The following is a 19,569-nucleotide window of genomic DNA, read 5'->3' as shown; positions in this document are numbered from 1 at the left end:
CTTTCTTAAGGATTTGTTGTTACTATATATATAAGGAAGTTAATTGGCAAAACCTATGCGTGTAACGCGAACTAGGTTTCTACTATCTTAATAGTGAGAACTTATTACAGCGTGTGGTAAAAAGTTGATATTACTTTCGAAATGATTTAAAATTGTAATGAGAATAGATTGAGAATCGATACATTTTATGTATCCTTAATTTACGATAGTTAGAAACCATATTGGAGGTATCAAAATGGCAGGATCAACACTAGAAATTAAAGATCTTCATGTAGAAATTGAAGGTAAACAAATCTTAAAGGGTGTAAACCTTACAATAAATGGTGGCGAATTCCATGCTGTCATGGGTCCAAACGGAACAGGTAAATCTACGCTTGCATCTGCAATCATGGGTCATCCTAAGTACGAGATCACAGGTGGAAGCATTCACTTAGACGGCAAAGACGTACTAGAAATGGAAGTGGACGAGCGCGCTCAGGCTGGTCTTTTCCTAGCAATGCAGTACCCAAGTGAAATCAGTGGAGTAACAAACTCAGATTTCCTTCGTTCTTCCATCAACTCTCGTCGTGAAGAAGGCGATGAAATTAACCTTATGAAGTTCATCAAAGAAATGGACGGAAATATGGATGAACTAGAAATGGATAAGAACATGGCTCAGCGTTACCTAAACGAAGGATTCTCAGGCGGTGAGAAGAAGCGTAATGAAATTCTTCAGCTTATGATGCTTAAGCCAGAGATTGCAATCCTTGATGAGATTGACTCCGGTCTTGATATCGACGCACTTAAAGTGGTTTCTAAAGGAATTAATAAAATGCGCGACGAAGCATTTGGTTGCCTGATTATTACTCACTACCAGCGTCTATTAGATTATATTACTCCGGATCAAGTACACGTAATGATGCAAGGCCGCGTAGTAAAATCAGGCGGTCCTGAATTAGCTAAGCGTCTTGAAGAAGAAGGTTACGACTGGATTAAGCAAGAATTAGGCATTGAAGACGAAACAGTAGGTCAAGAAGCGTAATCAGTTAGGAGGGATATCATGACTGTTGAAACACAACAACTTCCATTCGATAAACAATATGTCAGCCAATTTTCAGAGAAACGAAACGAACCTAAATGGATGACAGACCTTCGTGTAAACGCGTTGGAACAAGCTGATGCGCTCCCAATGCCGAAGCCAGATAAAACGAAAATTGATAAATGGAACTTTTCTCGTTTTAAACATGAGGCACAAGGTCAAACCATTTCTTCACTAGAAGAATTACCGCAGAAAATCCAAAGTTTTCTTGATATAGAGAAAGAAGACCAAAACCTTGTGATTCAACGTAATCATACGGTTGCATATGCTTCTTTATCTCAAGATTTAAAAGATAAAGGTGTTGTATTTACAGATATCTTTACTGCACTATCTGAGCATAGTGAGCTTGTTCAAAAATACTACATGACTGATGGTGTTATGGTTGATGAGAATCGTCTAACAGCTCTTCATGCAGCACTTATGAACGGTGGCGTATTTGTATATGTTCCAAAGAACGTAGTCATTGAAGAACCAATTCAGTCTATTTTCTGGCAAGAAGATGATGAAGCAGCGCTTTATAACCACATTCTTGTGGTAGCTGAAGAAGGAAGTTCTGTAACGTATGTTGAGAACTATATCAGTGACAATGAAGCAGAAGAAACGGTTGCAAATATTGTTACAGAAGTCATTGCAAAAGGAAACGCTAAGGTTTCCTTTGGAGCAGTTGACAATTTTGCTAAAGGTACAACCACTTACGTGAACCGTCGTGGTGTAGCTGAACGTGATGCTCAGATTCAGTGGGCACTTGGTCAGATGAACGATGGTAACACAGTATCTGAAAATGTAACGTATCTAATGGGTGATGGTGCTCATGCCAATGCGAAGACGGTAACCGTTGGTCGCGGTGAGCAAAAGCAGAACTTTACTGCAAAAATTGTTCACTATGGTAAGGATACAGATGGGTATATCCTTCAGCACGGCGTTATGAAGGAAAGTGCTAGCTCGATCTTTAACGGAATTGGTAAGATCGAAAACGGCGCTTCTAAATCAAACGCAGAACAAGAATCTCGTGTTCTAATGCTAAGTGATAAAGCTCGTGGGGATGCGAACCCGATCCTCCTTATTGAAGAAGATGATGTGACAGCAGGTCACGCTGCTTCTGTAGGTCGCGTTGATCCTGTGCAACTTTACTATCTAATGAGTCGCGGTATTCCACAACATGAAGCAGAACGTCTTGTTATTCACGGTTTCCTAGCACCTGTTGTGAATCAACTTCCAATTGAAGCGGTGAAGAATCAATTACGTGATGTGATTGAAAAGAAAGTTTATTAATGAATATCAACCAGGTTCGTAAGCAATTCCCGATTCTAGATCAGGAAGTAAACGGACATCCACTGGTTTATCTAGATAGTGCAGCAACATCTCAAAAGCCTCAATCTGTTATTGAGGCAATGGATGAGTACTATCGAGGCTATAACTCTAACGTACACCGGGGAGTTCATACGCTAGGTACGCGAGCTACGGATGGTTATGAGGGTGCCCGTGAGAAAGTCCGTCGCTTTATTAATGCTAACAGCACCGAAGAAGTGATCTTCACTAGAGGAACAACAACTTCTATTAACACTGTCGCTTATAGTTACGGACGAAGTAATCTCCAAGAAGGTGATGAGATCGTCATTACCCCAATGGAGCATCATAGCAATATTATTCCTTGGCAACAAACGGCAAAAGCTACTGGAGCTACCCTTAAGTACATTCCTCTTCAAGAAGATGGAACAATATCTTTAGAGGATGCTAAAGAAACCATTACGGACAAAACGAAGATTGTAGCAATGATGCACGTTTCAAATGTACTTGGAACAATCAATCCAATTAAAGAAATTGCTAGTATTGCACATGACCATGGTGCGGTTATGCTAGTAGATGGTGCACAGAGTGCCCCGCACATGCGTATTGACGTGCAAGATTTAGATTGTGATTTCTTCGCCTTTTCCGGACATAAAATGGGAGGCCCAACAGGCATTGGTGTTCTATATGGGAAGAAAGCTCTCCTTAAAAATATGGAACCTGTTGAATTTGGTGGGGAGATGATAGATTTTGTAGGATTGTATGATTCTACATGGAAAGATCTCCCTTGGAAATTTGAAGGTGGAACACCTATTATTGCAGGCGCTATTGGAATCGGAGCTGCGATAGATTTCTTAGAAGAAGTGGGACTTGATGAGATTGAAGCTCATGAGAAACGGTTAGCTCAATATGCAATGGATCGACTGCAAACCATAGACGGTGTTACCATATATGGACCAGAGGATCGTGCTGGGTTGATCACGTTTAACTTAGATGATGTTCACCCGCATGATGTTGCTACTGTATTAGATGCAGAAGGTATTGCTGTACGCGCTGGGCACCACTGTGCTCAACCATTAATGAAATGGTTAAATGTATCAGCTACGGCTCGCGCGAGCTTTTATGTATACAATACAGAAGAAGACATCGATGCATTTGTCGATGGATTACAAAAGACAAAGGAGTTTTTCGGAGATGTCTTTTAATAATCTCGACCAGCTATACAGACAAGTGATTATGGATCACTACAAGAACCCTCGTAATAAAGGGGCTCTTGAAGGAGACCATTTAACTGTAGATATGAATAACCCTACTTGTGGCGATCGCATTCAGCTTCAGCTGCAAGTAGAAGATGGTATTGTTCAAGAAGCTAAATTTGACGGAGAAGGTTGCTCAATTTCTATGTCTTCTGCTTCTATGATGACGCAAGCCATTAAAGGTAAAAGCGTAGATGAAGCCGTTCAAATGTCTCATGTTTTCTCTGATATCATGCAAGGGAAAGATATAAGTGAGGAGATGGAAGAAGAATTAGGCGACATTCAAGCGTTACAAGGCGTTTCTAAGTTCCCTGCACGAATTAAATGTGCAACATTAGCTTGGAAAGCGATGGAAAAAGGTGTAGACGAAAAGGAATAAAGTTTTTGTGATATACCACCTAAAGGAGGTTTTGACCGATGGCTAAAAAAGCACCTGAGGTCGGCGAGTATAAGTACGGGTTTCATGACAAAGACGTTTCGATTTTCCGCACAGAGCGAGGACTGACTGAAGAAATTGTACGTGAGATCTCTAGACAGAAAGAAGAGCCAGAGTGGATGCTTGACTTCCGCTTGAAAGCTCTTAAACAATTCTATAAGATGCCAATGCCACAATGGGGCGGCGACTTAAATGAACTTGATTTTGATGAGATTACGTATTACGTAAAACCATCTGAAAAGTCTGAGCGTTCTTGGGATGAAGTACCTGATGAAATCAAGCAAACATTTGATAAATTAGGAATCCCTGAAGCAGAACAAAAATATCTTGCAGGTGTATCCGCACAGTATGAATCTGAAGTTGTATACCACAATATGCAAGAAGACTTAGAAGAACAAGGAATCATATTCAAAGACACGGATACAGCTCTTAAAGAAGATGAAGAACTCTTCCGTGAACACTTTGGTAAAGTGATCCCGCCTGCAGATAACAAGTTCTCTGCACTAAACTCTGCAGTATGGTCTGGTGGTTCTTTCATCTACGTTCCAAAAGGCGTAAAAGTTGACACACCACTACAAGCCTACTTCCGTATTAACTCAGAAAACATGGGTCAGTTTGAGCGTACGTTAATTATTGTTGACGAAGACGCTTCTGTACACTATGTAGAAGGTTGTACAGCACCTGTATATACAACAAACTCACTTCACAGTGCAGTTGTTGAAATTAATGTCAAAAAAGGCGGCTACTGCCGTTATACGACCATTCAGAACTGGGCAAACAACGTTTATAACTTGGTTACAAAACGTGCGGTTGCTGAAGAGAATGCAACAATGGAATGGATTGACGGTAACTTAGGTTCTAAGTTAACGATGAAGTATCCGTCTGTTGTTCTTAAAGGCGAAGGCGCACGTGGTATGACTCTTTCTATTGCACTTGCTGGTAAGGGACAACACCAAGATGCTGGGGCGAAAATGATCCACCTAGCACCGAATACGTCTTCTACAATCGTTTCAAAATCCATCTCTAAACAAGGTGGTAACGTAACGTATCGCGGAATCGTTCAATTCGGCCGTAAAGCCGAGGGTGCTCGTTCTAACGTTGAATGTGACACGCTGATTATGGATAACAAGTCAAAATCAGACACAATCCCTTACAACGAGATCATGAACGAAAACATTTCCCTTGAGCACGAAGCGAAAGTTTCTAAAGTTTCTGAAGAGCAGCTGTTCTATCTAATGAGCCGCGGACTTTCAGAAGAAGAAGCTACAGAAATGATCGTAATGGGCTTCATCGAGCCATTCACGAAAGAACTTCCAATGGAATATGCAGTCGAAATGAACCGTCTGATCAAATTCGAAATGGAAGGTTCAATCGGTTAATTTGCATTCGATCTAAACGAATAGCGCATAGTAAGAGGACGAAATCCCCCGATTTTGTCCTCTTTTTGTATGCACAAGAGTTGAGAATGTTTCCGTTTGCTCTAAATGAGGGTAAGGTGGGCCTGGAAACCACTCGCTTTCCTGTGGGGAGCTGGTGAGCCTCCTCACCCGGCAAAGCCGGGCTCCGGGGTCTCACCTAGGCTCTTCTGCCCACGGGAGTCTCGCAGTTTCCAGGCCCACCTTTGCCATATCGGGAGATACGGAAACATGCCACATGTAGATTCAAATAGGCATCAGACACCCCTAGCACTCAATAAACGTAACGGTCCCACCCGTAAAAAATCTATCAGTTTCGCGCTGTCATATAAGAAGGCTTATATGGCAGGCAGGGCTTTCTTCGTGTTTTTAAACTGAAAAAGATGGTAAGATAATGATAGAATGAGGAATTGTTTATGGAAAGGAATTGTGTATCTTGGTTGCTCTTATCATGTTAATTATAGGGTTTTTTACAGCCTTTGTTGGTAGCATCGCTGGCATTGGTGGAGGAACCATTTTAGTACCATCTATGCTTTTCTTACACAATATTTCGGGATCTTTTGAGTGGGCTATTCCTCAGAAGATTGTAGGTATTTCAGTAGTGGTGATGATTTTTACTGGTCTATCTTCAACAATTGCGTATTGGAAAAGCAAGCGAATCGACTATAAGACTGGACTAATCTTTTTGATTGGTTGTCTCCCGGGTGGAGTATTTGGGTCGTGGTTTAATCAGTTCGTGGATACTAAAACGTTCTCTATTGCATTTGGGACCATAATGATTGTCATATCCTTATTGTTCTTTTTGCCAAGACCCAATCGTTCTAAAAATTTTAAACCCACTAATCGGCTATATATTAATCGGTCATTCACATTGGATCAGAAAACGTATCATTATCAAATCCACATTGTTGGTGGTTTTCTTTTGGCGTTCTTTGTAGGGTCATTATCCGGTTTATTTGGGATCGGTGGTGGTTCATTAATGGTTCCTGCTATGATTCTTTTGTTCGGATTACCTCCACATGTGGCCACTGCAACTTCAATGTTTATTATATTCTTCCTAAGTATTTCAAGCTCTAGCACTCATATTTTATTGGGACATGTTCCGTGGCTTTATACATTATGTTTCATACCTGGTGCATGGGTGGGTGGTACGATTGGAGCGAAGGTTAATCAACGAATGAACGGGAAAACGGTTGAATGGATATTACGAATTATTCTCATTTTAATCGGTGTTCGCTTAATTTGGGATGGATTTGGGTAAGGAGTCGATGAGATGACGGAAAATATTTATCTTTACTATACAAATGATTTACATAGCCATTTTGAAAATTGGCCCCGAATTGTAGGCCACTGGAAAGAACGGCGTAATCACCATGACAAGATGAAAGAAGATATGTTTCTATTGGATGTAGGGGATCATGTAGATCGGTTTCATCCAATTTCAGAAGCAATGATGGGAAAAGCAAATATTGATTTATTAAATAAAGCAGGTTATAACTGGGTCACTTTGGGGAATAATGAGGGGATTACTCTCACGCACGAAGATTTGTATACATTATATGATGAAGCCACATTTGATGTGGCTTGTGCAAATCTATCAACCATAAATGCTCCTGATCCCTCATGGCTAGATTCTTATACTATTCAGACAACAACTAATGGAACAAAGGTTGCCGTAATTGGTCTTACTGCCCCCTTCTATACCTTCTACAAGCAAATGGGATGGGAGGTCGTTTCTCCTTTTGATAAGCTGGATGAATTATTAGAAGAGATCGAAAAGAAAGCAGACATTATTGTGTTATTATCCCATCTAGGGATTAACGATGACGAGGCAATTGCCAATCGCTACAATTCGATTGATGTAATTATTGGTGGTCATACCCATCATTTATTTAAAGATGGTGAGTATATTAATGGGACGCTGCTCTCGGCAGCTGGTAAGCATGGTATGTATGTTGGACAAGTGGCCTTACAGTGGGATAAGACTAATCGGAAGCTAACCCAAAAATCTGCTAGCGCCTATTCTCTCGAGATGCAGGATGAGGATAAGGAGACAGTGCAGCTTGTAGAAGATTATTCTAAAGAAGCTTCTCGTATGTTGCATAAAACGGTAACAGAATTAAGCCAAGACCAACATGCAACATGGTTCGAAACGTCCGAGGTGATGAAACAATTTGTTAAAACCCTCAAGGACTGGACAGATGCTGATGTAGCGATGTTGAACGCCGGTGTCCTGTTGGAAGGGTTCCCTCAAGGCCCTGTTACAAGAGGAGATATACACCGGAAATGTCCTCATCCTATGAATCCTTGTAAGGTGGAACTTAAAGGCGATCAGCTTATGGAAGTCATTCGTCAATCTCATGCGAAGCGCTTCATGGAGTTAAAGCTCAAAGGTTTTGGATTTAGAGGCGAAGTGATAGGACGTATGGTGTTTGATGGAGTAGATGTACAAAGTAAAAAAGCTCAAGATGGTCAGGAGTACGTTACAGGAGTTATCATTGATGGGGAAGAGATTGATCCATCTCGTACGTACTCTGTAGCTACTGCTGATACCTTTACGTTTGGTCGTTTGCTCCCTGAAATTGCAAATAGTCCTAAAAAGGAATATTATATGCCAGAATTGCTTCGCGATCTATTATTTGAAACTCTCAAACAAATGCCGTAAATAATGCACTTTCTTCTGCCATTTTCATAAATTGTAGCAGAAGGGAGTGGAATACGATGGTTACGGTGGAGCCTGTATGGATTGAGGGTGTTCCGTTCACAGCTGTTTCTGTTGTTTTACCAAAAACGAACTTGCTAGTTGTGACTCATGAAAAAGGATATATAATGTGTGGGGCATTGGATGTGGACCTATTAAATGAGAAGTTAGCTGATCGAAACATTGTAGCTGGGAGAGCAGTAGGAGTACGGAGTATACAAGATCTACTCGACGCGCCTTTAGAAAAGGTTACAATAGGATCAAAAGCTTTTGGGTGGGAAAAAGGAATGATTGGGAAAGAAGCCATGTTAAGATTGACAAGAGAAGAGTCTTAACTAAATTGGTGCGAGGGAGTTTGTATCTCTACTGCAAATTCTCTCGGTGTACATAGCGATTAAGAATGCGGGAGTTAAGTTTGGTATAAGGTTGGGGTATTATGCGATTGCTATCAACGTTTTCCTTAGAGCCTGGTCATGAGTTGGCAAAACCGATCCATAACGAAAAGGGGAAGGTCTTAATCCATTCAGGTGTGTCGTTAACTCTGAAAATGATCGAACGATTAAACGACATGGGAATTACATATGTTTACATAGAGGACGAAGTCACAGACGATATTGTTACAGAATTTCCGATTACAGATCAAGTAAGGAACCAAGCGATCAATCATATTACACATACATTCGATAAAGTTAAGACAGCATCTGCTCTACATGATGCTTTCATTTTCGATCGTACCGGGGAGAAGATGAAAGAAGTAGTCCGGAAGATATTATCGGACATACAGGGGCATGATCGAGCTATATCTTTATTATCAGATGTGTTTACATACGATGATTATATTTTCACTCATTCTTTAAATGTGACGATCTATACGTTAGCGTTGGGTACAGAACTAGGGTTACCTCCAAGAAAACTTGAAGAACTAGGGTTTGGAGCCATTCTGCACGATGTTGGTAAAGTTAGAGTCCCAAGGGAAGTTCTGTTTAAACCTGGTGCTTTAAATGATGAAGAGTTTGAGCTTATTAAAGAGCATTCAGAAGCTGGTTTCAATATGCTTCGATCTGTTCCTAATGTGCCTTTGGTGGTAGCCCATTGTGCATTTCAACACCATGAGCGGCTAGATGGCTCTGGCTACCCAAGAGGACTTTGCGATAAAGATATTCATTACTACGCTAAAATTTTAGCAATTGCAGATGTGTTTGATGCAGTGACAAGTAACCGAGTGTATAGAAGAGCTATGCTACCTCACGAGGGTCTTGAGATTCTGTACGCAGGCGCGGGGACAAAGTTTGATTTACATATGATTCAAGCCTTCAGAAGAAGCGTTGCTGTGTATCCAAATGGCTTGAGTGTTTGTTTAAGTGATGGACGAAAAGGTATTGTGGCCAGACAAAATTCTAATATTAGTGACCGTCCACACGTAAGGATTTTAGAAGAAAATGGACAGTCCGTATATCCCTATTATGAATTAGATCTAAGTAAAGCCTTGAATATTGTCATTACAGAATGCGATACCACGTTGGTTGGAAAAACGTAATAAAACAGTCAAACCCTGTCCTCACCTTGCATAAGATTGAGGAGAGGGGGTTTTATTATGGGGAGAAATAGAAGAAAAGGTTCAATGGCACCACCTCCAGCCAGACAGATATTTATTATAACGTTCATGTTTTTTCTCATAAGCACTTTTGTAAGCTTATGGATTATAAATAAAGGGATCGAGCCGAAGATTATGGAGATTGCAGAGGCGAGAACCGAACAATTTGCAAAAGAAGCTATTGCAGAAACGGTCAGTAAGAAAATGGCAGAAGACTTAAATGTGAATGATTTAGTCCAGTATACTTATGATGATCAAGGAAATGTAGTGTCCGCTGGCTTCAACTCAGCGGCGATTAATAAAGTAACGAGGGATACGTTATTTCGCGTTAATCAATATTTAACAAGATTAGGGGAAGGTGAAGATCCTGACCCTGGTATATCCTATGATGTGGATATTGACCAACCTGAGGAGACGAATACAGAGATTGTACAAGATAAACGTACCATTGCTAGAATTCCTTTAGGGCAAGCGACTGGGAATACGTTATTATCAAACCTAGGACCAGAGATTCCTGTCCATTTTACTTACATTGGAAATGTGAAAGCGGATGCTATTAAAGAAGAGAAAGAGTATGGTATTAATATGCTTGTTGTTGATATTGATTTAAGAGTTGAAGTCAATTTACAAGTACTCCTGCCGTTTTCTACAAAGCTGATCACAGTCAATACCGAAGTTCCTATTGCACATAACGTCATTATTGGGAAAGTACCTGATTTCTATAATGGTGGTGGCGGTGGAATGAATCCATCTATTGAAGTTCCAACGAACCCCTTGCCAGGACCATAAAAACTTGTTAAGATAATATTTGTCTTACACAAAAATTGAATTTCATCTACCCTTATCATATCGATGAGGTAGAGGTGCATTTAGCATTAGTACCCAGTTTGAGGATGACAACAATGAGAACTGGAGAAAGGGCTGCTTGCCGAAGTGTAACGAAGGGTCCCCTTCCTTACGCTGGTGCATTCCCAAATAGAGAATGTACTGTCATGCAAACCGAACGTTGGATTGCATGATGCGCTACTGATCGAGATGGAGGATAACAATATTATTTGCGATAAAACAGCAAGTAATGATAGGTTATTTTCTCTATCATTATTTGCTGTTTTTTTATTTCCTCTTACTCTTCTGCATTTTAAAGCCAGATTACCACACCAATCTGCGCTCGACAGTACTTGCATCGTCATGTCCATCGTTCCTTTCCTTCAATAACATCAAGGCTGAAACACGAAGGAGATCATTACAAAAAATGGAGGGAACGAAAAGATGGAAGGAACGATTTACTCACTTATTCCACCACTTGTTATGCTTGTCTTAGTCTTAGTTACAAGACGAGTGCTTATCTCATTGGGAGTAGGAATTTTACTTGGTGCTTTCATGCTCCATGGTTTTTCTATACCTGCGACATTATCTGAAGTATGGACACAATTCTATACGATTTTCTATGTAGATGGCGCGCTTAATTTAGGCAATTTATTCTTACTCAGCTTTTTAATCTTATTAGGGATTACAACAGCCTTTATGACTGCTTCCGGTGGAAGTCGTGCATTTGGAGAGTGGGCGATCCAACGTGTTAAAACACGTAAGGGTGCTCAAACTATGCCAGCTGTATTAGGTATTATTATTTTCATTGACGATTACTTTAATAGTCTGGCAATAGGGCAGGTTGCTCGCCCATTAACAGATCGTTATAAAGTCTCTAGAGCAAAGTTAGCGTATCTTATTGACTCTACGTCAGCGCCAATTACGGTAATTTCACCGATATCAAGCTGGGGTGCATATATTATTGGTACTATAGGGACCATTATTGCAACAAATGAATTAACTCAGTTTAGTGGCTTAGAAGCGTTTGTTAAGATGATTCCAATGAACTTATATGTATTCGCAGCTATACTCCTTGTGTTCTTAACCATTTATCGTAAATTCGATATTGGAGCCATGAAGAGGCATGAGCAAAAAGCTGAAGTTGAAGGGGAACTTGTTGACCAGACGAAAGACGTGCCGGGTGACTTGAACAATGAATTTAAAGATGTCCACAATGGGCGTGTCTATCACTTGATTGTTCCTATCGTTGTATTAATTGCGGCTACTGTCATTGCCATGGTAATAACGGGCATCCAAGGGACAGAAGGAAACGTAACTATTCTTGAGATTTTCAAGAATACAAATGTAAATCGCTCATTATTTGCTGGTGGCTTATTTGCCGCACTAAGTGGATTTGTTCTGTATGTAACTCAACCTGGTGAAAAGTCACCTCTTAGCAAAGTAAGCCTTGAAGGATCTAAAGCAATGATGCCAGCTATTTATATTTTAGTCTTTGCATGGATGATTGGGGCCATTATTGGTGAGCTTGAGACAGGTGAATTCTTAGCAGCTCAATTTGAATCTCTGAACATTGCCCCGTCTTATTTACCATTACTCGTCTTCTTAGTATCTGGAGGAATGGCGTTCTCCACAGGAACGTCATGGGGAACATTTGGAATTATGCTCCCCATTGCAGGGAATATCGCAGCAAACACAGACGTAAGCATGTTCTTACCTGCTTTAGCAGCTGTATTAGCAGGAAGTGTGTTTGGAGATCACTGTTCTCCGATTTCAGACACATCAATTCTATCTTCTACAGGAGCAGGATCCAATCACATTGACCACGTCATGACGCAATTGCCTTATGCTTTAATTAGTGCCGCGGCCACTTCTGTTGGTTATGTGGTTTATGGCATGACGTCTAGTGCATTGCTTTCTCTTGTTATTACGCTCTTACTTGTAATAATTGTGGTGTTTGCGATTAATCCAAAAAGCAATGATTCAGAAGTAAACGAATCCAAAACTGCATAGTTGTGTAAATCCCGTTATGTAACGTACATAACGGGATTTTTTTATTGTTGAGCTAAGACCTGCGTTAGATCCATATAAGGGAAGCAATGTTGAAGATCCGAAGTTTAGAGAATGTTTTCGTTTGCTATAGTTGAGTGTAAGGTGGGCCTGGAAACCACTCGCTTTCCTGTGGGGAGCTGGTGAGCCTCCTCACCCGGCAAAGCCGGGCTCCGGGGTCTCACCTAGGCTCTTCTGCCCACGGGAGTCTCGCAGTTACCAGGCCCACCTTTTCCATATAAGGATGAACGAAAACATGCCATATTAGGGTGACACCAGACCACCTGCTGATAACTGCGGGGCCGTTCACATCTTTAAAGCCAGGGCTTGCTCGGGGACTGCGAGACTCCCGCGGGGAAAGGAGCCTAGGGAAGACCCCGCAGAGAGCGAAGCGAATGAGGAGGCTTCCCAGCTCCCAGCAGGAAAGCGAGTTGTCCCCGAGCAAGACCAAGCACTCATCAAACGTAACGGCCCCTTCCAGCCAAAATATGTAAGCTACGGGTCTGCAATATAAGGGGGGCATATGGAAAATCCACTATGGGGAACGGGTTTGGTTAGAAAAATAGGCGTAGGATAAAAAACCTAATTGTAAATATCTGAAAATTTTAAATATTACTTTACAAGCCGAGTTGGACTGGTTAGAATAAAGACATCTTATAGTTAGAAAAGTCTGAAAAAGAAAAAGAACCACACATTCTCCTGGGATATTAAGCATATGCTTGTAACGCAGGATAAGACTGGTGAAGGGGAGGGCTATTCATGGAAAAACGTTCTCAATGGGGAACACGGGTTGGCTTTTTGCTTGCAGCAATGGGTTCAGCTATTGGATTAGGGAATATTTGGCGGTTCCCGGCGACGGCTTACGAAAACGGCGGAGGTGCTTTTTTCTTACCATATTTATTCGCACTTCTAACTGCCGGAATTCCACTTTTAATTATGGAGTACACCATCGGTCATAAATATCGCGGATCTGCACCTAAGTCACTTGGGAGAATGCGAAAAGGCTTTGAATGGATTGGCTGGTGGCAAGTTGCGATCTCATTTATTATTTCTACTTATTATGCGGTTATTATTGCCTGGGCGATTCTTTACGCAGGTTATGCATTAAATGGAGCTTGGGGAAGTGATACAGGTACATTCTTGATGGAAGATTTCCTGAATATCACAGAACCTGGAGTTGTTGGTGGAATGAATATGAAGATTCTTATTCCGCTAGCGATTGTTTGGATCATTACCTTAACAGTTCTTGGAATTGGTATTAAGAAAGGGATCGAAGTAGCGAATAAAATCTTTATCCCAACGCTTGTGGTATTATTCTTAATTATAGTTGTGCGTGCTTTGACGCTTGATGGGGCAGTTGATGGTCTTCAAGCATTCTTCCAGCCAAATTGGAATGCAATAGGAGACCCTGGAGTTTGGGTTGCTGCTTATGGTCAGATCTTCTTCAGTTTATCCATCGCTTTTGCGATTATGATTACGTACTCTTCATATTTACCGAAGAAATCTGATATCACAAACAATGCCTTTATCACAGGTTTTGCGAATTCATCATTTGAATTATTAGCTGGTATTGGTGTTTTTGCTGCACTTGGTTTTATGGCACTGCAAACAGGTCAAGATGTCACGGAAGTGGTGACAGGAGGAATTGGTTTAGCATTTGTTGTATTCCCACAAATTATTAATGAAATGCCTGTATTGTCTGGGTTCTTTGGTTTCTTATTCTTTGCTTCGCTTGTATTAGCGGGTCTGTCTTCGTTAATCTCTATTACCGAAACATATGTAGCGGGTGTTGCAGAGAAGTTTAACCTATCACGCGTAACCGCGGTTGCGATTGGCGGGGGACTCTCCGCAATTATATCCCTTCTTTACGCAACAAATGGAGGTTTATTCTTCTTAGACACCGTTGACCACTTTATAAACAGTTATGGAGTAGCGCTTGCTGGTTTGTTTGAGGTTGTAGCTGTTGCTTGGTTTGCGAGAGAACTAAAAAACCTCCAGGCTCATGCCAACAGTCTATCTGACATTATGTTAGGTGCCTGGTGGAGGATTAGTTTGGGTGTAATAACTCCAGTTGTCCTGGGGTATATGTTGTTACAAAACCTACGTGTCGAACTTATGGAGAACTATGAAGGGTACCCGATTGAATTCTTATTCTACTTCGGCTGGGTTGTTGCCATTGGAGCTATGTTCGTCGGAGCATTAATGACGGTACGCAAGTGGCCAAATAATGAATTGGCAATGCCGAAAGAGTCAGAAGAGAAGGAGGTTGGCTAAACATGAGTTGGATTGTAATGTTTGTCATCGGAGCTACTGTTATCTGGGGTGGTTTAATAGCTAGCATTGTGCGGGCTGTTAAAGCATCTAAATCATAAGTTTATCAAAAATCCCTCTACGCAATAGCGTGAGAGGGATTTTTTATTTTTTCATTTGACGTGTTTGGCGTTCCCAAAGTTTTAAATGAGGGTAAGGATCAAAGGACCACTCTGAGTGACCGTTATCTTTATACATTCCGTAATGCAGGTGAGGAGGGAATTTTCCTGATGTTCCAGGCGGGCCATAACCAGAGGCACCAACATATCCGATAACATCTCCCGGTTTAACTACTTGTCCTACATTAACATTTTTCTCAAAGCCGTTTAAATGAGCAAAATAATGGTAAATATTATGGATGTCTCTTACACCAATTCTCCATCCACCGTACTTGTTCCATCCTTTCATCTCAATTACCCCGTAGGATGTAGCGCGGACGGGAACACCGTAATTAGCAAAGATATCGGTTCCTTCATGGATTCGTCTTCCACCAAACCCTCGAGGATCTCCCCAAGTATTTTTGTAGCTATAGTTATGATGAAGAGGGACAGGGAATATATGTTGATCTAAATCAATTGTCTTCTCTGATTTAAAGACTTCAGCAGTATTAACAATCGTTTGAACGGATAAATCTCTTTCATAATAATTCCACAGAGCGATTTTAATATCTTGTTTAGATGTACCAAACTCACTCATCCATTTGGAAAAGGAAACAAGAATATCGGCATCATTTGTGCGATCAGCGAGATTGTCTCCATCTCCGTCTTGGCCCATTCCTTCAAAGAATGCAATTTCTGAAACAGGAAGAACATCTTTTTGACTTGGATTTGTGGCGCCGTTCCACATCTCTTTAGGAATGGTAATTGAAATGATTCCTTCAGATGCAGGCTCTTTTTGTATATTGCGCTCATATTGATCAACAGCTGCAAGGTAGTACCACGGAATTTGAGTGAGGGATTCCATAGTTCTGTAAAGGTTCATACGTTGTGCTGTGACATCTTTATTATCTTCTGCCCATGTATGTTGTGGAAGGAGGGCTAAAAGCAAGATGAATGCTACTATACGTGTCATATCATTTCACCTCCGAGTGATGGATTATAACAATAGTGTGCGAAAGCCTTGGGTGAAACATAAGTGGTAAATGTTAAGAATAAGTGAATGACTTAAAAGTCCATGAGAAAGGGACTGTCTTTTAAAACAGTCCCTTCTTTACTGATTAACTCTACGGGCTAACCATTGTTTTTACTGATGATTAAGCAAAAAGTTACTGGTTCATCCCTTGATCTTGAACGTCCCGTTTGTCTCTTTTAGACTTTGTTTCATCATTGTACATAGCTTCTCCTTGTGGAGATTTACGCATTTCTTTAATTGTTGATTCAAGCATGTTACGGTAGTTCTTATCGCTTGTCTTCATATTGCTTAAAGAAGCCAAGTCTTTATACATGTCTTTCTGGTCTGTTACATATACCTCAAAGTAACGAGGAACGGTCGAGATTGCTGTTTTCTTGGCGATATCAGCAGCACGATCTCGATCGACGTCGTCTTCTTTCGTATAAGCAACGAGAACCTCTGAATCCGTTACAAGCGTAGCCGCATCTTTAAATGCATTAGCTTGGAGCATGTAACGAGTGATTAAATCACTAACAGCTTCTCGGTCCATGATTCCGTAACGGACCTCATCAAGCTTGTCGACTTCACCGCGCGAGTAGCGGTTGTATCCAAGACGTTGAGATGAATTGTTGTTGGTATTCATGTCTTCGACGTTTTGGTAATTATAGTTCTTGTTCTTATTGCGGTCGGCATTGTCGTAACTTACATTGGTACCGTACCCATCGTTATTCATATCCATTGCGCCCTGGTCCGTGTTTTCAGCACCGCACCCCGTAACAACTAAGGTTGTTGCAAGAGCAGATGCCGCAATCCATGATTTGTAGTTCAATGGAAACCCTCCTCTAGCATGATATTGTCTCTCCCTCATCTATAGCTTTAGTCAATATGGAAAGTTCATGCTAGAAAATATTGATCAAACAAGAAAAGTAAAAGTCAAAATATCCAAAATATGATACACTAAAAGCACTATTAAGAGGTGATCGACGTGGTAGAAATTCAAGGAAAGAATTATCAGGTTGTTCTAGACGAAAAAGACGGCTTCCAAGAAGAAGCAGTTAAGGAACGATTTAGCGACATTCTAAGTAAGTATGATTTTATCGTTGGAGATTGGGGATACGGACAGCTTCGTTTGAAAGGGTTTTATGACGATCAGAATCCTAAGTCTACATTCGATACAAAGATTAGCACGCTAGATGATTATATGTACGAATACTGTAACTTTGGTTGCGCTCATTTCGTATTGAAGAAAACAGACAAGTAACATTTAAAGAAGCAGGGCGAAACCAGATATGGTCTCGCCCTGCTCTTTTATTGTTCTTCAGATGGCTTTACTTCTTTAACTGGGTGATCGTGTGTTGGGTGAGAGGCAGGATCTAAGCGCTGTAAGTCTTTATGAAGTGATTTGTTCTCATAGTTAAAAGCGCTATAGTATCGTTGACCAGGTCGCCATGGTGTGCTTTTATTTTCTACGGGTTGATCTTTATTACGAGGAGCCCCATAAGGCCCCTCGGGCATTTGCTCAGGTGTTACATAATTTCTCATGGCTTCAACATTTGCAAAATCAGAGTATTTCTCTTTATCTTGATCAGACATAAAAATCCCCCTCCTATTGCCACGTAGTGTTCCATTAGGAGGGGGATTTCATTCATTTATACGATTTCACGTAGGAAGGCTCTTAGTTCTTCGGCCTCCACTTCTGTTAAGTTGAAGGCATGCTCAAGGTGTCCATCTTCCTCTACTTGCGATTGGTTCAAAAGAGCGTAATGGTTGCTTTGTAAATTTATGACCATTTTCTTGTCTTTATATTTTTTCGAGGTTGTAATAGCCAAGTCGTACCGATGGCTCTCTCCCATAAAGCTTACAAAGCGTGTAGAAGTGCTTTCTTCTTCATCAGTGAGAAAAAGTCGATCTTCTTTCATGCTTGTACTCCTTCCTTTTAACAAACCTTATTATTCGTTTACTAATAAGTGTGGCTTACGATCTAAATGGTGATTCGCTTTTATGAAACGAACTGTACCTGTTTTAGCTCGCATAACAATTGAATCGGTCTCTGAAAGGTCATTGCCTAAGAATTTTACACCGTGTAGCAATTCGCCTTCTGTTACGCCTGTAGCAGCGAAGATTGCGTCATCACTTTTTACTAAATCATCTAGTGTCAGTAGCTGACGAGGATCTGCAAGTCCCATCTCGATGCAACGATTTGCTTCTTCTTCATTTTGAGGAGCTAAACGAGCTTGCATGTCACCATCAAGACATTTAACGGCAGCTGCAGAAATCACACCTTCTGGCGCGCCCCCTGTACCGACAAAGATATCAACGCCAGTGTGAGGTATACAGCTTGCTATGGAGGCTTCTACATCACCATCACCAAATAATTTAACGCGGGCACCTTTGGCGCGGACGCGTTCGACAAGATCTTCGTGCCTTGAACGTTCTTGTATAATGACGGTAAGGTCACGGATACGTTTATTATTGGCTTCTGCCACAATATCAATCGTTTTTTCGATTGGATCATCTAAACTAATTTTTCCTTTTGCGTTTTTTCCAACTGCAATTTTCTCCATATACATATCAGGAGCGTGAAGAAGGGCACCGCGATCAGCAGCTGCAATAACAGCCATAGCGTTGTTGTGTCCTTTCGCTACGATATTCGTTCCTTCTAAAGGATCAACAGCGATGTCCACGGCAGGTCCTTGTCCATTCCCTAGTTCTTCCCCTATATATAACATTGGGGCTTCATCTAGTTCTCCTTCTCCAATTACGACTGTACCTTGCATCGTAATGGAATCAAACATGCTTCTCATGGCGGAAGTGGCTGCATCATCTGCTTCGTTTTTCTTACCTCTTCCCATCCATTGAGCTGAGCTCACTGCTGCGGCTTCGGTTACACGTACAAGTTCTAGAGCTAATTCGCGATCCATTTCATTTCCTCCGATACTTTAAATTCCTTTTATATCATAGCAAAATCCCAACATAATTTAAATGAAATTTGTATTTTAGCGTTTTGTGATATCATGAAATAAGATCATTTGGTTCTTGTAGTATGAAATAAGGAGGACATACTTATGTATTTTGTGGATCGAAGTAAAATTGAAGCTACTCTCAAGCATTTGGATGGTTTAATGAGAGTATATGAAAGCCAAACCTTTGAGGGCGATATGGGAGCATTAGCGCTTGAACGTCTGGCGCAGATGAGTATAGAATCGGTGATTGATGTGGGTAATATGATGATTGACGGTTTTATAATGAGAGATCCGGGAAGCTATAATGATATCATTGATATATTAATCGACGAGAAAGTAATTCCTAAAGAAGATGAAGACTGTTATAAAACACTTATTTCTTTAAGGAAGCCTCTTGTTCAAGATTATGTCAATATAAAACCAGACACGATTCGTGAAACGCTTGAAAAGAGTAGGCCAGCCATTAATCATTACAGTGAACATGTTCGCTATTATTTACATCATGAGTTGGGTCCTGTTTCAGCGTTTTCAAACTCCTAATCATT

General features: G+C 40.9%; 20 protein-coding genes and 1 riboswitch. Of the genes, 15 read left to right on the top strand and 5 right to left on the bottom strand.

Annotated elements, in window-relative coordinates; all coding sequences use genetic code 11:
* Positions 1-235: 235 nt before the first annotated feature.
* The 13 genes from sufC to ACYX4O_RS16580 all read left to right on the top strand — a co-directional run bounded on the left by sufC (position 236) and on the right by ACYX4O_RS16580 (position 15,013).
* The gene (sufC, locus tag ACYX4O_RS16640; protein WP_476352380.1) at positions 236-1,021 is read left to right on the top strand and encodes a Fe-S cluster assembly ATPase SufC; all 786 of its coding nucleotides are present in this window, start codon (positions 236-238) and stop codon (positions 1,019-1,021) included.
* 18 nt (positions 1,022-1,039) lie between these two features.
* On the top strand, positions 1,040-2,350 hold the full coding sequence (gene sufD / locus ACYX4O_RS16635) for a Fe-S cluster assembly protein SufD (RefSeq protein ID WP_476352378.1): 1,311 nt from the start codon (positions 1,040-1,042) through the stop codon (positions 2,348-2,350).
* Positions 2,350-3,570: a cysteine desulfurase gene (locus ACYX4O_RS16630; protein ID WP_476352376.1), complete on the top strand. Its 1,221-nt coding sequence runs from the start codon at positions 2,350-2,352 to the stop codon at positions 3,568-3,570. Before sufD ends, ACYX4O_RS16630 begins: the two co-directional genes overlap by 1 nt.
* A complete protein-coding gene (gene sufU, locus ACYX4O_RS16625) occupies positions 3,560-4,000 on the top strand; it encodes a Fe-S cluster assembly sulfur transfer protein SufU (protein ID WP_476352374.1) in 441 nt (146 codons plus the stop codon). Before ACYX4O_RS16630 ends, sufU begins: the two co-directional genes overlap by 11 nt.
* Positions 4,001-4,038: 38 nt before the next feature.
* A complete protein-coding gene (gene sufB, locus ACYX4O_RS16620; protein WP_188652002.1) occupies positions 4,039-5,436 on the top strand; it encodes a Fe-S cluster assembly protein SufB in 1,398 nt (465 codons plus the stop codon).
* 472 nt (positions 5,437-5,908) lie between these two features.
* Positions 5,909-6,733 (top strand): sulfite exporter TauE/SafE family protein, encoded by an 825-nt coding sequence (locus tag ACYX4O_RS16615; protein WP_476352371.1) that lies wholly within the window; start codon positions 5,909-5,911, stop codon positions 6,731-6,733.
* 12 nt (positions 6,734-6,745) lie between these two features.
* Positions 6,746-8,137, top strand: coding sequence for a bifunctional metallophosphatase/5'-nucleotidase (locus tag ACYX4O_RS16610; protein ID WP_476352370.1), 1,392 nt, complete (start codon positions 6,746-6,748; stop codon positions 8,135-8,137).
* Positions 8,138-8,193: 56 nt separating this feature from the next.
* The gene (locus ACYX4O_RS16605; protein ID WP_476352368.1) at positions 8,194-8,508 is read left to right on the top strand and encodes a YunC family protein; all 315 of its coding nucleotides are present in this window, start codon (positions 8,194-8,196) and stop codon (positions 8,506-8,508) included.
* Between the two features lie 101 nt (positions 8,509-8,609).
* Positions 8,610-9,710 (top strand): HD-GYP domain-containing protein, encoded by a 1,101-nt coding sequence (locus tag ACYX4O_RS16600; RefSeq protein WP_476352366.1) that lies wholly within the window; start codon positions 8,610-8,612, stop codon positions 9,708-9,710.
* A 57-nt stretch (positions 9,711-9,767) separates the two neighbouring features.
* Positions 9,768-10,556 (top strand): sporulation protein YunB, encoded by a 789-nt coding sequence (yunB, locus tag ACYX4O_RS16595; RefSeq protein WP_476352364.1) that lies wholly within the window; start codon positions 9,768-9,770, stop codon positions 10,554-10,556.
* A 61-nt stretch (positions 10,557-10,617) separates the two neighbouring features.
* Positions 10,618-10,801: riboswitch (Lysine riboswitch) on the top strand.
* Between the two features lie 235 nt (positions 10,802-11,036).
* Positions 11,037-12,605 carry a Na+/H+ antiporter NhaC family protein gene (locus ACYX4O_RS16590; RefSeq protein ID WP_476352362.1) on the top strand — a complete coding sequence of 523 codons (1,569 nt, stop codon included), beginning with the start codon at positions 11,037-11,039 and terminating at the stop codon, positions 12,603-12,605.
* A 795-nt stretch (positions 12,606-13,400) separates the two neighbouring features.
* Positions 13,401-14,915 carry a sodium-dependent transporter gene (locus ACYX4O_RS16585; RefSeq protein ID WP_476352360.1) on the top strand — a complete coding sequence of 505 codons (1,515 nt, stop codon included), beginning with the start codon at positions 13,401-13,403 and terminating at the stop codon, positions 14,913-14,915.
* A 2-nt stretch (positions 14,916-14,917) separates the two neighbouring features.
* On the top strand, positions 14,918-15,013 hold the full coding sequence (locus tag ACYX4O_RS16580; RefSeq protein ID WP_156969118.1) for a MetS family NSS transporter small subunit: 96 nt from the start codon (positions 14,918-14,920) through the stop codon (positions 15,011-15,013).
* Between the two features lie 43 nt (positions 15,014-15,056).
* Here the strand turns inward: ACYX4O_RS16580 and ACYX4O_RS16575 are convergent, their stop codons facing one another.
* Together ACYX4O_RS16575 and ACYX4O_RS16570 are read right to left on the bottom strand one after the other, a co-directional pair.
* Positions 15,057-16,022 (bottom strand): M23 family metallopeptidase, encoded by a 966-nt coding sequence (locus tag ACYX4O_RS16575; RefSeq protein WP_476352358.1) that lies wholly within the window; start codon positions 16,020-16,022, stop codon positions 15,057-15,059.
* Between the two features lie 193 nt (positions 16,023-16,215).
* A complete protein-coding gene (locus ACYX4O_RS16570) occupies positions 16,216-16,890 on the bottom strand; it encodes a YhcN/YlaJ family sporulation lipoprotein (RefSeq protein ID WP_188651983.1) in 675 nt (224 codons plus the stop codon).
* Positions 16,891-17,046: 156 nt separating this feature from the next.
* Between ACYX4O_RS16570 and ACYX4O_RS16565 the strand changes: the two genes are divergently transcribed.
* On the top strand, positions 17,047-17,322 hold the full coding sequence (locus tag ACYX4O_RS16565; RefSeq protein WP_476352355.1) for a YutD family protein: 276 nt from the start codon (positions 17,047-17,049) through the stop codon (positions 17,320-17,322).
* 47 nt (positions 17,323-17,369) lie between these two features.
* On the opposite strand, the gene ACYX4O_RS16560 is transcribed toward ACYX4O_RS16565, so the two are convergent.
* The 3 genes from ACYX4O_RS16560 to glpX are packed head-to-tail and all read right to left on the bottom strand — an operon-like array spanning position 17,370 to position 18,982.
* Entirely contained in the window at positions 17,370-17,654 is a 285-nt protein-coding gene (locus ACYX4O_RS16560) for a cytosolic protein (protein WP_476352353.1), read from the bottom strand.
* Positions 17,655-17,710: 56 nt separating this feature from the next.
* Entirely contained in the window at positions 17,711-17,980 is a 270-nt protein-coding gene (locus ACYX4O_RS16555; protein ID WP_476352351.1) for a DUF3055 domain-containing protein, read from the bottom strand.
* 30 nt (positions 17,981-18,010) lie between these two features.
* A complete protein-coding gene (gene glpX / locus ACYX4O_RS16550) occupies positions 18,011-18,982 on the bottom strand; it encodes a class II fructose-bisphosphatase (RefSeq protein WP_476352349.1) in 972 nt (323 codons plus the stop codon).
* A gap of 144 nt (positions 18,983-19,126) precedes the next feature.
* On the opposite strand from glpX, the gene ACYX4O_RS16545 reads away from it, so the two are divergent.
* Positions 19,127-19,564: a DUF86 domain-containing protein gene (locus ACYX4O_RS16545; protein WP_476352347.1), complete on the top strand. Its 438-nt coding sequence runs from the start codon at positions 19,127-19,129 to the stop codon at positions 19,562-19,564.
* The last annotated feature ends 5 nt before the right edge of the window (positions 19,565-19,569 follow it).

This window comes from Pontibacillus sp. ABV4_188 (assembly GCF_056311905.1).
The sequence above is the reverse complement of the archived record's forward strand: the minus strand, read 5'-3'. Positions and strand labels throughout refer to the sequence as shown.